A 15,639-nucleotide genomic window follows, 5' to 3' on the forward strand; every position below is an offset into this window, starting at 1 on the left:
AACGATAGCCTTACACTAATTTCAACCGATTAGACCATTTGGGGGCGAAAAGGATGAGAAGAAAAGAGTTCAATGTAGATGACCCTGAGCTTTATGAGAGCTTTCTGGAGGAGCAGCACGACGGAGTGCTAACTTTCATTGGAACTGATGGCTGGCCAAAGGCGGTGCCGCTCAACTATGTTTATCATAATGAAGTGATTTATTTTCACGGAAGCAAGAAGGGTGAAAAGATTACAGGGTTAGCTAGCGACTCAAGAGCGGAATTCTTAGTTTATCAATCCCACGCCTTTATTCCATCCTATTTCACTGATCCTTATCTGGCCTGTCCCGCAACTGTGTTCTTTCGTTCCGTTCGAATTCGAGGTCATGTCACTCAGGTTGAAGAGGCAGAGGAGAAGGCTTCCGTTTTAGCCGCGCTATTAACGAGGATGCAGCCCGAGGGCGGGTACTCCCCGATAGATGCTACAGATAAGCGCTATACTGGCTCCTTACGTGGCGTTGCTGTACTTCGTTTAGATCCAGAAGAAATAACAGGTAAGTTTAAATTTGGGCAAAATCTTTCGGAAACTCGCCGGGAGCAAGTCATTCAAGGCTTATGCGAACGTGATCTTTCTGACGATCCAGATACGATAAAAAGAATTCGTGACAGCGCACCCAAGTGTCCATTTTCCCACAATTAAACTATTTCATAGCATTTTTGCACGAATCGTGTGGTTTTCAATGACGCTCTCTCTCCAATGGTGTATAATATCAGCTAATGAATCTTGGAAGGATGGACGTTATGAATCCGCTCGCACAGCAATTAAACGAAACGCTTAATCGAGAAAATCCACATGTTGCCCAGATGCTTTCTGGTTTGGGAAAAGCCATCTATTTGCCTAAGGTTGGAATATTAAGTCAATCCGCTGAAGCCAAGCAAAAGGCGAACCTCTACAACGCTACAATAGGTATCGCAACTGAGAATGGTATACCGATGCATCTCGAAGTCATTCAAGAAACATTGTCCGCTTACGAGCCTAAGGACATTTATGAATATGCTCCTCCAGGCGGTAAGCCTGAGCTTCGCAGTGTATGGCGCGATAAGATGCTCGTTGAGAATCCTTCCCTTGTTGGGAAACAGATCAGCCTGCCCGTTGTCACGAACGCCATAACGCACGGACTTAGCATCGTGTCTGATCTGTTCGCCGATGTGGGTGACGCTGTTATTGTGCCCGATAAAAATTGGGAAAATTATGAGCTGACCTTCAATATTCGCCGTGGCGCTGAAATGGTTAATTATCCTCTTTACGACGCTGATAACCGCTTTAATTCAGCAGGTCTTCGCGATGCATTGCTCGCTCAGAAGGAACGCGGTAAAGCAATCGTGCTGTTGAACTTCCCAATCAATCCAACCGGCTATACACCGGGAATTGAAGAGGGCCAAGAAATCGTCGCTGCTATCCGTGAAGCTGCAGAGGCTGGCATTAATGTAGTAGTTGTTACAGATGATGCTTATTTCGGATTATTTTTCGAGGATTCGTTGCAGGAATCATTGTTCGGTCAGCTTAGTGGGCTTCACGAGCGTGTATTAGCTATTAAAGTTGATGGCGCTACTAAAGAAGAGTACGTGTGGGGCTTCCGAGTCGGCTTTATTACTTTCGGAGGTCTGCCCGAAGCTAGCTTGTCTGCGCTAGAGCAGAAGACGACTGGGATCATCCGCGCAACCATTTCAAGCGGACCTCATCCGTCGCAAACCTTCATCCTGCGTGCATTGAAATCACCGAAGTTCAATGAGCAGAAGGAACAAAAGTTCCAAATTATGAAGGGCCGCGCCAATAAAGTTAAACAGCTTCTCGACAGCGGCAGGTATGGCGAAGAATGGACTTATTACCCGTTCAACTCCGGCTACTTCATGTGCCTCAAGCTACTTTATGTGGAGTCCGAAGCCGTCCGCCAACGTCTGCTTAACACCTATGGCGTCGGTGCAATCGCACTCGGCACAACCGATTTGCGTGTAGCTTTTTCCTGCATAGAAGAAGCAAATCTTGAGGATCTCTTCGATAAGATTCATCAAGCTGTTCTCGACGTAAAAGCAGGTAAATCATAGTACGATGAACAAGAAAAAAGACTACCGGGCAACCGGTAGTCTTCTTTCTTGTTATGTGCCTAATGTGCCTCTATTTGCTTCGCCAGCCCGTAAAAAGTAACTTTAGTGCACTCACGGTTCCCTATCAGCCCCGTTAGCTCGAAAAAAGCAACTTTAGTGCACCCACGGTTCCTTATCAGCCACGCTAGCTCGAAAAAAGTAACTTTAGTGCACCCACGGTTCCCTATCAGCCACGCTAGCTCGAAAAAAGTAACTTTAGTAGACTCACGGTTCCCTATCAGCCCCGCTAGCTCGAAAAAAGCAACTTTAGTGCACCCACGGTTCCTTATCAGCCACGCTAGCTCGAAAAAAGTAACTTTAGTGCACTCACGGTTCCCTATCAGCCCCGCTAGCTCGAAAAAAGTAACTTTAGTGCACCCACGGTTACCTATCAGCCCCGCTAGCTCGAAAAAAGTAACTTTGTGCACCCACGGTTCCGTTTCAGCCTCAGCCAGCTCTTCGAGCCGCAAAGGGGTGGATCTCTCCATCGGCTCAATCACAACTCACAAATCATCCTCGTCCAAGAACCGAGCAATCTTCCGGGGTACCCACCAGCCACACCACAATAAGCCTACTACGATCATCGGCAGCCAAATATCAAGACGAAACATTCCTGCTCCTGCCGAGCCAATATTTTCAGTTCCTGTTCCTGTAGCTCCAATCCCCGCGGTCAAGATGCCTATTAATCCGAGCAGCAAAGCTGCACCAAGACCGGCAGTACGTGCTATTGCCGCAGCAGCAACAAGTCTGCCTTCGGGTGCAATAGGAAGCGTCGCCGCCGTTTCAACGAATCGAACTCTCCTCAGCTCACTCAATTGCAATCCGCAGATTAAGAAGGCAATCCCATATATAACAGCATCGACAACTACATTCCCCGATACGACTAATATAGCAGCTGCTAATAGCACCCATCTCCAGAACGCACCGAATGTTTCCCCACGCAGAAACACTTTAGCGTATAGGAAATGCCATGACCATTGATGCTTCCACAGTAAATAATCTCCAACCCAAGCAATCCATCTGCGACGCGCAGGCTTAGAGGCTTCAGTTGGCACATCAACAAACCAACCAAGAAACGACATCCAACGGCGTCTCGTTGCTTCCTCATCTTCAATTAGTTTTTCCCAAGGCAAGGCATGCTGAATAGGCAGACGCCACAACACCCACATAACGACCATACATAGCAGCATAAAAGGAACAGCTAACGACAATGGCTTCAGCATTAAGCCTGCCACTATGAGAACCGTTAACAGGATGCGAGCCATCTTAAGCATTACACGCCAGGATTTAGCTGCCAGCCTGCGCTCTCTCCAGCCTCCATAAACGTTGTATCCCGAGACGATGGCAAACAATATAGCCATAACTACAAAGGGATGGCTGCTCGCAATGTCGGCAGTAATCGGCGCTCGATTATATATTGGAGTATAGATCGCACACACCACTAACACCCGTATTACGCCCATGACTATCGCATTATGTAGAGCAGGTCTAATGTAGATTTCAAGTAAACGACCTTCCATAGCTAGTAGAAAGATCGGATCGGCAGGACGAAAATAAGTGCGTAGCGGTGCACGGATCGATGCCAACGCAATAACAGCCACTCCAACCCAACCAGCGGGCCAATTAACAGGAACAGCCTTGATAAAATCCACGTACCATACTAATACCGTGAAAAAGATCGCTGAAGCAAACAATCCAAATCCGCTCTGAAACACATAACGGAAATGCGGCACGATTTCTTTGCGGAATGCTGCGGCACGACCTCGACGAAGAGAACGCAAAAAGCCGTGCTGCTCCTCCTGCCCTAGATCAACCACCCAAATTTCCTCCTTCCGCAGCGATAACTAGCGCTTCGAAGGCATCGTCCAGCGTCGACTCCGGATTAGTGCAGCCTGCCTGAGCCTTCACCTCACGCGGGGTTCCTCCCGCAATTATGTTACCCCGGTGCAGCACGACAAGCCGATTGGCCTGACGCTCCAAAGCAGGTAATATATGCGAGCTTAGTAAAATCGCGCTACCCTTCGCGCGCACTTCCTCCAGAGCGTTCAACAATCCCCGTATGGCTAGAGGATCGAGTCCTAAGAATGGCTCATCGATAATAAGCAACGGTGGGCTTACCAGAAGAGCATTCATCAGCATAACCTTCTGCTTCATTCCTTTGGAAAGCGTGCCCGGCAATGCATTAAGCGCCTCTGTCATCCGGAATGTTACTGCAAGCTCGTCCATCCGCGCTATGGCTGAATTTTTATCCAGATTGTATGACATTGCGGTCCACTGCAAATGCTCCTTAACCGTCAAATTCGGAAACAAGGACGGCTGCTCCGGAACATAGGCAGTAGAAGATCGGTATTTGTCACGGTTTTCCTCCAGCGTAACTCCGGAAATTCTAACTTCTCCACTTTGCGGGGCCATTAGGCCCAATATATGTTTAATAGCCGTGCTTTTCCCTGCTCCATTCAGTCCAATCAATCCAACCATTTCTCCAGGGTTAGCGGTTATGGATACACCATGCAGCACCGGTCTCCGCTGGCTGTAGCCACCTGTCAGCTTACTCATCTGAAGAGCTGGAACAACACCGTTTTCTTGCTTTAATGCCACCTTATTTCCCCCTCGTTCAAACCAGTCATTCCTTCTATTATACCGGGGGAAAGTGCTCTACACAAAAAATGAAGCAAACGAAAGAATGTTTATGTTGAACGTTATCTATAAACTCTGAACAACTAATAAATAAAGTTAGTATGATCAATTCTAGAATGAACCTCCACGTTAAACCGTGAGCTAGCATAAATGGTATCCCAGTCCTCTTTCATCTTTTTCCACTGCTTAGGGTGCCTGCGATGGATGATTTCCCCCACCCCCAGTAAATCCACCTTGTTCCGCTGCGAGAAATCGATATATTGATTAATGTCCTCTGAAATCCTCTCATTCAGACTATTTTCCCAATCAGAGATTTTCCCAGGCGTGACCTCGCTATCTTTACATTGTAAGCTTGTCAAATTCAGATCTGCGTAGATTTCAATCCGAATAACTGGCCTCATATTAGAATCTACTGATACCTTCAACCGACTCTTATTGCTGGTGTTCTCGAATGAAATCGTTTGACCATCATCACATTTAAGGGTCTCAACAGCACCGCTCAACTTATTACCTGCACGAAGATATCCTTTCGTTTCCCTTTCCTTCATCAGCCCAATAAGACGATCACCTTGAAAAGAATAAATACCAACAGTCTGCAACAGACGCCTTTCTTTCTCAGAAGAATCCGTTACAATTTGAGCCGCTGGTATACTAAGATCTTCATAGTGGTTAACTAACTCCTTATAAATATCAATTAAGCTCATCTTTTCTGTCAGCGCAGTAATGCTAGCCCCCTCCGTTAATCCCCTTAGAGCTAACGAGGTAATAGCTACATTCGGCATCGTAACCTGCAATGCTTCATACGCATTACCTTTCATCACATATACTAATGCTGAATTTCTAAACTGCCTTAATTGCCTAATAGCTCTGATATGCTTGCCAATCCCCAGCTTTGCGACATCTTCACTGAATAAAATACTTGTCGTATGACCCCAAAGCAACGTTCGATCTGATTTAACTCTCATTAATCGAGCAGCCTCGAACAAGCTTTTACCTTCACCGGTCAAATAGAAGGTTCTATTCTGCATCCCTTTAGGCTGGTTTCCGCCAGTTGATAGCTTGGCTATTTCAGCCGTCAGCTTGACACCGCCGTTCTGCCCTGAATCAACCGCAATAGAATGAACAATATGTAATTCATTTAATTCCTCACTGCCTTTGCAACTAGAAAGAATGCTACAAACAACAATTACAACTATAGTTAACTTTAATTTCAGGATCATCTTGATTTTCCTCGAAAACGAATTTTACTCAAAGGGCTAAACAATTTAGGGCGTTTTTTATTGAGAACAAGCGGGCGGCGAACGAGCACATCTGAGAGTTGGTCAAAATTAAAGGGAGCAGCGGGGGCTAAATAGGGAATTCCGAATGAACGAAGAGACGCTAGGTATGTCAATAACATGAGAAGTCCCACCATGATTCCGACATATCCTAATAATGCTGCAAGCAAGGTCATTCCAAATTGAAGGAACCTTATAACATAATTAATCGCAGTAGGTGGGAGTGTAAAGGTGCATATACCTGTTAGTGCGGCCACGATAACCATAATAGGTGAGACGATTCCGGCCTGCACAGCGGCCTGTCCCAATATAAGGGCACCAACAATACTAACAGCTTGACCTACCTGCTTAGGCATACGTACTCCCGCTTCACGCATAACTTCAAAAGCTAGCATCATCGCAAAGCTTTCCACTACTGCGGGGAAAGGAACTGGCTCTTTGGCCGCTGCTATGCTTTGTAATAGGGGGGTCGGAACAAGCTCATGATGGAAGGTAATCGTGGCTACATAAAATGCAGGCAGCAGCATACCCACTAATCCGCTAAGCAAACGTATTAACCGCATTGAAGTCCCTATATAGTAGTTCCATGTGTAATCTTCACCGACTTGAAATGCCTGTAAGAATAAGAAGGGTAACAGGATCACGAATGGAGTTCCTTGAACGACCACTGCTACCCTCCCTTCAAGAAGCGCACCCATCACTCGATCAGGTCTTTCTGTCGTTTCAACTAACGGAAACAAGGTTCCTCGATTATCGATAATCCATTCTTCTAATGCATTACTTCCTATTATGGCATCTGAAGGTATTTCTCCAATTCTGCGATGCAATTCAGCAAGAATATCCGGATTCGTAATTCCTCCGATGGATAGCACTGCAATGCTTGTTTTGCTTAGAGAGCCTATCTTTCGGGTTTCTACCTTTAGGTTAGGTGAAGCAAAATAAAATCGAACTAACGCAATATTGTTTTGTAATGACTCAGTGAAACCGCTACGCGGTCCCTTCACCGTTGATTCGCTAACGGGTTCTTCCACACTGCGCAGTTGAACACCTAGCGTATCAACAGCAACTCCGTAACCAGAGGCATTAAAGAGCAGAACTGACATTCCTGAGGCAAGACTATAGGCTGCATCCTCAATCGTTAATATTCTAGATTCCATTTGAAATGCAGGTAATATTGCTTTATTTTCCTTATACATAATTAAGATTTGCTCAAGCTTTGTTAAATCGATTAGCCCTTGAATATAACAAATCGTGATGGTTTGATCTAAGTCTAGATCAGAGTCTACCATAACCAAATCTTCGGTTGCCTGCATCCTCTCCGATAACATCCGCTTATTCTCAGATTCGCTTTTTGATAATACCGCTTTACTCTCGTTCATTATTTCACCTCTTTTTTCGTAAACTTCTCTTTAATGAGCGCAAAAAGCAACAGAAGTACCGGGATAAAAAGTTGAAAAATGACAAAATACCAAGCCTGTTTATCGTAAAAGGTAGCTAATTCAATCAATCCCCATACCTTAAACTTAGAACAAATCACAAATCCGATAGCTAACGGAAATATTAGCATGCGCGGCTTTCGCAATCTTAATAAATCCGAAAGCCCTTGAATAGCGGACCAGAAATAAACGCTTATTTTAATAAATGAACACATGACCCAGACGATCACAAGAGCGGCATCAAATCGTTCAATGTTGCTGAACAGCTTAATATTTTGAATCAAGCTGACGCTAGGATAGGTAAAGGTAGCAGTCGTTTCCGCACCGAATAGCAGTGTACAGGAAAGAACAGACATCAATAGCAAGATTACGGTTATTCCGACCGCACCAAAAGCATAGAAAACAGTGTGCTTCGTTTTTCGTACATGCTGGATGATCATGGAGACAAACATTAAATCTCCAAACCATGACGTTGTCAGCATTAATCCCTTTAATGGCTTTAGCAGCCCTTCTTCCATTACAGGAAGCAGGTATTCAGGATGATACTGATTAATTAATAGCAAATAGATAACAACAAATGTAGCTAGCATAATAAAAATAATGATTTCTGATACTCGAGCGAACGCTTCTAGTCCATGAAAGACGGCGTAGGCGCACATAATAACTCCAGCGAACAAATACCACAATTGCGGAATAATCGGATTCAAAGCAATAATAAAAAATTGAGAAAATTCACGCAAAACCCATGATGATACATCCATAAAGAAAAAAATGAATAGAGCAGCCACCCCACTACCTAACCAAGGTCCCAATACATGAATACAAATTTTAATGATGTTTTTATCAGGATAGATTCGGTTTAACCACAAGAAGACTGCCATATTAAACAACGCAACAAATCCACCTACCACTACCAAATACCAGCAATTACGGCCAGCATACTGAGAAATTACTGCCGGGGCGTATAAGCTTGATGTGCCAATCGAGGCAATAACAACTAATGATAGCAATTGAAAGTTGCTGATTCTAATGCTGCCTTCCATATGTAACCTTCCTTTCCAATGCATTAAGTATGCTCAGCACTGGGTAAAATATGCTCTGATGGCATCTACATACTTCTACATGCGAAGCAAACAAAGAAAAGGAGGTTTTTTATATTAAACCCTATATGTACGCGTATTTATGTTCAATTGTTTGGCTAATTGGCGTATTTTCCTATCTATCCGATTACACATGGTACAGATTAATTGCCACCGGAACTTGGGGGTTTATTTTTGTTAATGCTGTTACGCTATTTCCAGTTCTACTTTTTTTGTTCATTGCAGATCGGCTTCAGCCCATTGAAAAGCACAAAAAAAGAACCGCAGAATAGCGGTTCTCCAATCTATAGCTATTAAACAAAACATCTAACACATTAGGATATAATTTCGATAGCTTGAACGACATAATTAGACCCTCTGACTACAACATTCAAATTAGGGGCAAGCACACCAGAGTTCCCGGATATCGTAGCATTAGCATCTACATTGTAGATAATTCTTTGCAGCGTGCCATTGTTATCTTTGGCAATTGAGATCGTTGCGATTTTCCCCTGGGCATTTAAGCTAAATGAGCTCACTATTCCCGCATCCATGATCTGATAGCTCGCTGAAGCAACCTTTGTGACTTCAATGAATACAGCTTTACCTTGGAAAGTCCGGACTAGCGCTTCGTCTCCCACTTGAAGAGCAGACAGAGGAGCCTTTACATCCTTGCGGAAAATAAACACATTAGCGTCTACAGGAACCGACACCGTCGTATTATCTGCTCTTTTCATGATCATACTGCCGTTTGCAATTGCCTGAATCGTTCCCGTGATTGCTTGCGCACCTTGATCCCCTGGTAGCTGCTGGTCAACACGATCAAGCAAAGCTGCCAATTCAGCACGACTGACAGGTCTATTTGGCTGGAACGTATTATCGTTATAGCCTGTAATTAGTTTTTTCTCCAATGCAACTGCGATATAACCAACGGAGCCTGCGGGAATATCCTTAGTGTCACGGAACGGCAACACTGTATCCATTTTTTTCTTTGCTTCGGATTCCAGTTTTAGCGCCTTAACAAGGAGCACGGATGCCCACAAGCGGTTAGCAGGCTTATCTGCTTGAATAAGCGAATCATTTTCGGAAAATAAATCATTTTCTAGCGCTACGGTTACATAACCAACAGCCCAGCCATATTTTTTCTTCAATTGATCGAAATCCTTGAAGTTTAAGGTAGCGTTCATGTTCTCAGGCTTTTCGGCCTCTTCCTTTAGCCCAAGCAATCGAACCGCTGCAACTAAAGCTTCAATTCTTGAAATGTTATTTTGTGGCTTGAAATTACCATCCTCATATCCGTTAAATACACCTTGGGCTGCAAGCCTAATAATGTGATCGTAAGCCCATTTCCACTGTTGCTCGTTCAAGTCTCCGAAATTCAGGTAGATCCCTTTAATTTCATTTTTCTTTTTGTCATCCTTCTTTTTGTTTTCATTTTTGTGCTTATCCACTTTTTTGTTTTTATCCTTTTGACCATGCGAGGAACTATGCTTCCAGCTGTTTGCACCATTTTTCGATGATTTGTCAGAAGCCATTGCCCCTGTTGCCCCTCCAACGAGCATTGTTAGCGCCAATGCTGCCGCTGCAGTTTTCCTCAAGATCGGTTGCTTATTATTCATCTGTAATAACTCTCCTTCGATTTGAAGTAATCACGGCCCAAAACCGCATGTATATACCATTCGAAAGAGACGACGATTATGAGACGGTCCTAGAGGATAAATGAGTCTAATGAACGAGAAAGGACCCCTTTCCGAGAAAACTAGGAAAAGAGTCCTTAATTGTTCTATTTAGTGTCGTTCGACTGCGTCTCCCGTTTAGCTTTGAGCCATTTCGGAGCACCCTTATTTTTAAGATCTCGGGATCTGTCCGTTTTCGCCTTTGTCGGCTTGACCGGAGGCTTGGCTGGTGACTTTGCCGGAATATCCGAAGCTGAAGCTGCTGGACTTGGGGCTGCTTTATCAGCTGTCTTCCCATCACGGGGCGGCTTGTTACCCGGGAATGTCTTACGTTGATCTGTACCGCGATCACCAGCAGGTGATTTATTGGACTGAGAAGCACTTGTCGTAGCAACCGATTTCTTCTCTTGCTGCGATTTTTGATTTGCCAAAAATTCAGCTTTAGATTTCCATACGAATTTTTGATCCTTCGCAGCTCCACTAGATGGTTGCTGCTTATGGTCCGAAGTAGGATTTTTCTGTAATATCCCCTCTTCCAAGGATACAACTTTCCCTTCGTATAGCATCTTAGGTTGTATTTGAATTTTAAGCTGCTTCTCCAGCTTATCGATAATGAATCTTTCCTCATGGGAAATTAAAGTAATCGATGTACCATCTTTACCCATTCTGGCCGTCCTACCCGAACGGTGAACATAATGGTCAGCATCAAGCGCTGGCTCGAATTGAATAACGAGCGGAAGACCAGGAAGATCAAGCCCTCTGGCAGCAACATCGGTCGCAATTAGCAGCTTCGTTCTTCCGTTGCGGAAGCGTTGCATGACTTCTCCACGTTCCTGTCCGCGAGTATCCCCGTATAGGGCATCAACGGAAACACCTTCGTAACGAAGCTTGGCAATCAGCTCACCAATTTTCTCCGTATCATTGACGAACAAGAGCGCTGAGGAAGGCTTCATATGTCTCACTAGCTTACGAATCATATCGATTTTCTCACGACGGTCACTTAAGAAATACCAATGCTGTAATGTCGAGGATAATCCATTTTCGTTTTCATTTGCCGTCACGTCGGATACCCAAGGATCCTTCTGCCATCTCTTCTCCGCATCTCTCATCGCTTCCGAACGGGTCGCTGATACGAATACGGTTTGACGCTCACGAGAGCATTGTCGAATCAAATTTTCTACGTCGCTCTTACCGCCAAGCGAGAAAATTCTATCCGTCTCATCCACTACTACGAAAGTTACCGCATGAAGAGAGAGCTTGCGAGTATTAGCTACCTCACGCACCCTTCCCGGTGTCCCAACGATAAGCGCTGGCTTGCTCTTCATCCGCTCCAATTGACGTGACAAGGCCGCGCCACCAATGAGCGCTGTAGCCTTAATACCAAGCGGCTGTCCGTAGGCTTCAGCCTCCCGCATGATTTGCATCGCGAGCTCCTGGGTCGGTGCTAGAATAATAGCTTGTACATCCTTACGCGAGCCATCAATTTTCTGAAGAACGGGTAACAAATAAGCAAGCGTCTTTCCTGTTCCTGTAGGGGATACCAATACTCCATCTTTTCCAGCCAGCAATGGCGGTAAAGCCTGACTCTGTACGTCAGAAGGCTCCTTAATACCAGATGCCGCCAGCTTGTCCACAAGTAATTCATTTAAACCCAATTCGATAAAACCCATTACTTCAACTCCTCATTTCTTATTCATAAACCTTCCGAAGAGGGTATCACTTACTCTTGGAAACACCTGCATGAATTTAACGCCTATAGAAGCCGTCCATGGCAAATCTAGCTCAGCTTTGCCCTTCTCAATAACCATTACAATAGCCCGTGCGACTTTATCTGCAGACATCATGAACCAACGTACATTGCTCACATAGGTTCCATTTGGATCTGCGCGATCGAAGAAAGGAGTATCTATAGGTCCTGGGTTAACAGCCGATACTCTTATCCCTTTCCCCTGCATTTCTTGCCTTAAGGCATTCGTAAAACCAAGCACAGCATGCTTAGTTGCCGAGTAGCCCGTAGATTTCGCGGTTGCCAGCTTGCCTGCTATGGAAGCTACATTAACAATGTGCCCTTGACCAGCTTGAAGCATATGAGGAACAACCGCATGCGTACAGCGTACCGTTCCCATGTAGTTTACATCCATTATCTCTTGAAAATGTTCCAGTGATGTGTCGGTAAACGGAAGAAACTCGCCGTAGCCCGCATTATTCAGTAGCACATCAATTCTACCGTATCTACTATACACTTGGGAAATGACCTGGCTAACCTGCTCCTGCGACGTTACATCCATCTCGAATATCGCGTGCTCGCCTTGGATAGCCTCCGAAAGCTCCCGCAGTTTATCAATTGATCGTGCCGTTAATATCGGAATGGCTCCTCGCTCTGCAAGCAGCTTTGCAACCAAAGCACCGATTCCGCTTGACGCACCGGTAATGAGCACAACCTTGTTATGAAGCTTATCTTTCATAATTGCCCTCCTCAGAGGTATTAAGCCTGCCGACAAATGCACGTTGCCATTAAAAAAGCCCCTGCCGGGGCGGACTAGCAGCTTATATAATTTAGTCTTATGCCATCAACACTTGAATTTCCATCTCACCGATGCCATCCATAATCAATGGAACTGCAAGTGCACGCTTTGCGCCAGTAGCTGATGCAAAATGAGTGCTCATAATCTTAGGAGGCGTAATATCGACATGGACTCCCTGATTATACAACATGGTGCTAGCATTACCGCTAATCATATTGCCTAATTCGGAAATCGCGCTTTTGCCCATATCGTCGATTTCGGTTATGTCATATCCACCCATCATCGCAGATATGATACGCAAAGCAACCGATTCGCTTAATCCAAATACAATATCGCCCGTCATATGTCCTGTCAGTCCAATTTGAATCCACACATGGTTTTCAGCAAATTTAATGTCCCGAATCGAGAGTTGCCCGGTGCTGGGACGTATTTGTACCATCTGTTCGATAACCATGCGCGCGGATTCCAAAAACGGGTTGATGTACTCAGCCTTCATGCCTGAACGCGCCCCTTTACCTACTTGGATTGAAACCGCTAGCCGTAATCACTTTCCCTTATTATACTGAAATCATAGGTACAAGTATACTGATTTTTGTCAGGGAGGTATGAACGATGCCCAATCTGTGGGCCCATATTCAATTCGGTAAAGAGGTATTAACAGCTATTCAATCGGAGGGACTTCTGGACTATTCCGATTGGAAGGTCTCATTTCAGCTGGGCTGTCAGGGTCCCGACTTTCTTTTCTACGACAACTTCTTCCCCTGGCAGTCTGAAACTTCACTTAATAAGCTAGGCTCGCTCATGCATAATGTTAAATGCGGCTCTTTCCTACTTTCCTTGTTCAACGAAGTACGTGAGCGTCCGCTTTCTGATCCGGCAGTTGCCTATACGATTGGCTTTCTGCTGCATCATATACTAGATCGGCATCTCCATCCCTTTGTGTTCAGTCGCTCGGGCTTCAAGCGGTGGCATCACCAGCGCTACGAGACTGCCATGGACTCGACTATTCTCATGCAGCGTGCAGGCATACATACGGGGTCAACTCCCGTTCTTCCCGAAATCGATACGAAAGGTAAAATGCCTGGCGGATTCTCTACCGATTTCCTTCGAGTCGTATCCGTTCACTACCCGATACTCGCTAGTCAGATTACAGAGGAACGACTTGATCAAGCTGTCGCCCAATTTCTTCAAGCGCAACGACTGTTCTTTGATCCGACTGGCTGGAAGGGCCGCTTGGCATTTCGGCAGCTAAGCCCGTTTTCCCCGCCTCGCCATGTGCCCGAGTGGGATGTTCTAAACGAGTCCCGACAGCAATGGGTTGATCCCACTGACCGCACGATAAGCCATACGAGTAGCGCATGGGACTTATGGGAGCAGGCTTTAGAGGATGCGCGAGCTACAACCTTAGCAGCAATCGCCTTGTTGCAAGCAAATAGTAAGGAAGAGACCCTCCAACGAATGGAGCTTTTCAAAGAACTGCTTCAGGAAATATCCTATGAAACTGGCCTTCCTTGTGGCATTGGCACCATTACCTACGCAGAATCTATCGTTCCCGACTGATCTGAATAAATAGGCTTCTCGTAGCCTTAAGGCTGTACCGCTTCCTTTTCTCCTTTGGCTAAGTTAACGAAAGTGAGCAATAAGATTCCCATTAAGAAAAAGAAAGCGACTGCGAGCAAGGCTATGCGGCTTGAATCGCTTATTAGCTTAACGAGCCCAAATACGAGCGGACCTCCAAAAGAAAAAAAGCGGCTCGTAAAGCTAAGGAAGCCATTAAACTCTGCTGTTTTTCCCGGAGGAATCAATTTGCTAAATATAGCTCTCGAAGTAGCCTGAGAGCCCCCCTGCACCAGTCCAACTAAACAGGCAAGCAGATAGAAATGCAAAGAGCTAGTCATGAAATAACCTAATAAAACAATGATCAAATAAGTAACAAGCGAGCTGTAAAGCATCTTTTTGCTGCCTAATCTATCAGCCAATTTGCCGAACAGCATCGTTGCAGGAAATCCTATAAATTGAGTAATCAAAAGCGCCGTTATGAGATCCGTTTCTTCAATTCCTATTGTTGTACCGTAGCTGGCTGCCATCACGATAATCGTGTTGATTCCATCGAAGAAAAACCAGTAGGCAACCATAAATTTCAATAGCTCTGGATATTTCTTCAGTCGTGAGAATGTTTCACCTAGGCGCTGAACACCTATTTTCAAATGCTCCCCGATCCTACTCTTATTCGTGGATTGGGGATCTTTTATTTTCTTAAACAGCGGAAGAGAAAATACAAACCACCATATGCCGACCGAAACGAATGAAATTTGTGAAGCTGCTGTCTTATCTGGAAGCCCTAAGCTCTCCCAGCCCAAGATCATTCCTAAATTAACCGCAAGCAGTAAGCCGCCACCCAAATATCCCATTGCGTAACCGAGTGAGCTTACTTTTTCCCGCTGCTCGGGAGAGGTAATATCGTTTAGAAGAGCATCATAGAACGTATTTCCTGCTCCAAAACCAACCATCCCAATAACAACAATAATAGAAGCAAGCCACATATCACCGGGTCCGACGAATGCCAGACCTACGCTTGCAGCTGCTCCTATTACAGTAAAAACTCTTAAGAATAACACCTTCTTACCCGAGTGATCCGCTATCGCTCCGAGTAAGGGTGACAGCAATGCCACAACAATAGCGGCTGCAGTCTGCGTGAAGCTCCAGCTTCCATCGGTACCACCAGCTACACTGATAAAATAGATCGGCATAACAGCAGCCATAATCGTCGTTGCAAATGCTGAATTTGCCCAATCATAGGCTATCCATGCTCTGACTATTTTCTTATCATCCATTACGGGCTCGCCTCGCCTCTCTCATGCTATAGAGCTGTTTGACGAAAACA

The 15,639-nt window shown here is 45.1% G+C and carries 14 protein-coding genes; 4 read left to right on the plus strand and 10 right to left on the minus strand.

The window, feature by feature from the left end:
- Positions 1–53: 53 nt before the first annotated feature.
- Positions 54–680, plus strand: coding sequence for a pyridoxamine 5'-phosphate oxidase family protein (locus tag KCTCHS21_RS21815; protein WP_130613377.1), 627 nt, complete (start codon positions 54–56; stop codon positions 678–680).
- Positions 681–781: 101 nt separating this feature from the next.
- Positions 782–2,086: an aminotransferase class I/II-fold pyridoxal phosphate-dependent enzyme gene (locus tag KCTCHS21_RS21820; RefSeq protein ID WP_130616645.1), complete on the plus strand. Its 1,305-nt coding sequence runs from the start codon at positions 782–784 to the stop codon at positions 2,084–2,086.
- Between the two features lie 542 nt (positions 2,087–2,628).
- Here KCTCHS21_RS21820 and KCTCHS21_RS21825 read toward each other — a convergent pair.
- The 5 genes from KCTCHS21_RS21825 to KCTCHS21_RS21845 all read right to left on the minus strand — a co-directional run bounded on the left by KCTCHS21_RS21825 (position 2,629) and on the right by KCTCHS21_RS21845 (position 8,518).
- Positions 2,629–3,942, minus strand: coding sequence for an ABC transporter permease (locus KCTCHS21_RS21825; protein WP_157994098.1), 1,314 nt, complete (start codon positions 3,940–3,942; stop codon positions 2,629–2,631).
- Positions 3,935–4,681: an ABC transporter ATP-binding protein gene (locus KCTCHS21_RS21830; protein ID WP_130616646.1), complete on the minus strand. Its 747-nt coding sequence runs from the start codon at positions 4,679–4,681 to the stop codon at positions 3,935–3,937. The genes KCTCHS21_RS21825 and KCTCHS21_RS21830 overlap by 8 nt, the downstream gene beginning before the upstream one ends.
- 164 nt (positions 4,682–4,845) lie before the next feature.
- Positions 4,846–5,982: a Ger(x)C family spore germination protein gene (locus tag KCTCHS21_RS21835; protein ID WP_130613382.1), complete on the minus strand. Its 1,137-nt coding sequence runs from the start codon at positions 5,980–5,982 to the stop codon at positions 4,846–4,848.
- Complete coding sequence (locus tag KCTCHS21_RS21840; RefSeq protein WP_130613384.1) at positions 5,979–7,418, minus strand: spore germination protein; 1,440 nt, start codon at positions 7,416–7,418, stop codon at positions 5,979–5,981. The genes KCTCHS21_RS21835 and KCTCHS21_RS21840 overlap by 4 nt, the downstream gene beginning before the upstream one ends.
- Positions 7,418–8,518, minus strand: coding sequence for a GerAB/ArcD/ProY family transporter (locus tag KCTCHS21_RS21845; RefSeq protein WP_157994099.1), 1,101 nt, complete (start codon positions 8,516–8,518; stop codon positions 7,418–7,420). Before KCTCHS21_RS21845 ends, KCTCHS21_RS21840 begins: the two co-directional genes overlap by 1 nt.
- A gap of 125 nt (positions 8,519–8,643) precedes the next feature.
- On the opposite strand from KCTCHS21_RS21845, the gene KCTCHS21_RS31235 reads away from it, so the two are divergent.
- Positions 8,644–8,847, plus strand: coding sequence for a hypothetical protein (locus tag KCTCHS21_RS31235; protein ID WP_130613388.1), 204 nt, complete (start codon positions 8,644–8,646; stop codon positions 8,845–8,847).
- Between the two features lie 42 nt (positions 8,848–8,889).
- Here KCTCHS21_RS31235 and KCTCHS21_RS21855 read toward each other — a convergent pair whose 3' ends face one another.
- From KCTCHS21_RS21855 to KCTCHS21_RS21870, 4 genes are all read right to left on the minus strand, one after another.
- Positions 8,890–10,173 carry an S-layer homology domain-containing protein gene (locus KCTCHS21_RS21855; RefSeq protein ID WP_130613390.1) on the minus strand — a complete coding sequence of 428 codons (1,284 nt, stop codon included), beginning with the start codon at positions 10,171–10,173 and terminating at the stop codon, positions 8,890–8,892.
- A 164-nt stretch (positions 10,174–10,337) separates the two neighbouring features.
- Entirely contained in the window at positions 10,338–11,900 is a 1,563-nt protein-coding gene (locus tag KCTCHS21_RS21860) for a DEAD/DEAH box helicase (protein WP_130613392.1), read from the minus strand.
- A gap of 12 nt (positions 11,901–11,912) precedes the next feature.
- Positions 11,913–12,695: an SDR family NAD(P)-dependent oxidoreductase gene (locus KCTCHS21_RS21865; protein ID WP_130613394.1), complete on the minus strand. Its 783-nt coding sequence runs from the start codon at positions 12,693–12,695 to the stop codon at positions 11,913–11,915.
- A 97-nt stretch (positions 12,696–12,792) separates the two neighbouring features.
- On the minus strand, positions 12,793–13,251 hold the full coding sequence (locus tag KCTCHS21_RS21870) for a chemotaxis protein CheX (protein ID WP_130613396.1): 459 nt from the start codon (positions 13,249–13,251) through the stop codon (positions 12,793–12,795).
- Positions 13,252–13,367: 116 nt separating this feature from the next.
- Here KCTCHS21_RS21870 and KCTCHS21_RS21875 point away from each other — a divergent pair, with 116 nt between their 5' ends.
- A complete protein-coding gene (locus KCTCHS21_RS21875; RefSeq protein ID WP_130613398.1) occupies positions 13,368–14,315 on the plus strand; it encodes a zinc dependent phospholipase C family protein in 948 nt (315 codons plus the stop codon).
- Between the two features lie 26 nt (positions 14,316–14,341).
- On the opposite strand, the gene KCTCHS21_RS21880 is transcribed toward KCTCHS21_RS21875, so the two are convergent.
- Positions 14,342–15,589: an MFS transporter gene (locus KCTCHS21_RS21880; RefSeq protein WP_130613400.1), complete on the minus strand. Its 1,248-nt coding sequence runs from the start codon at positions 15,587–15,589 to the stop codon at positions 14,342–14,344.
- Between the last annotated feature and the right edge of the window lie 50 nt (positions 15,590–15,639).

This window comes from Cohnella abietis (genome assembly GCF_004295585.1).
Lineage (GTDB): Bacteria > Bacillota > Bacilli > Paenibacillales > Paenibacillaceae > Cohnella > Cohnella abietis.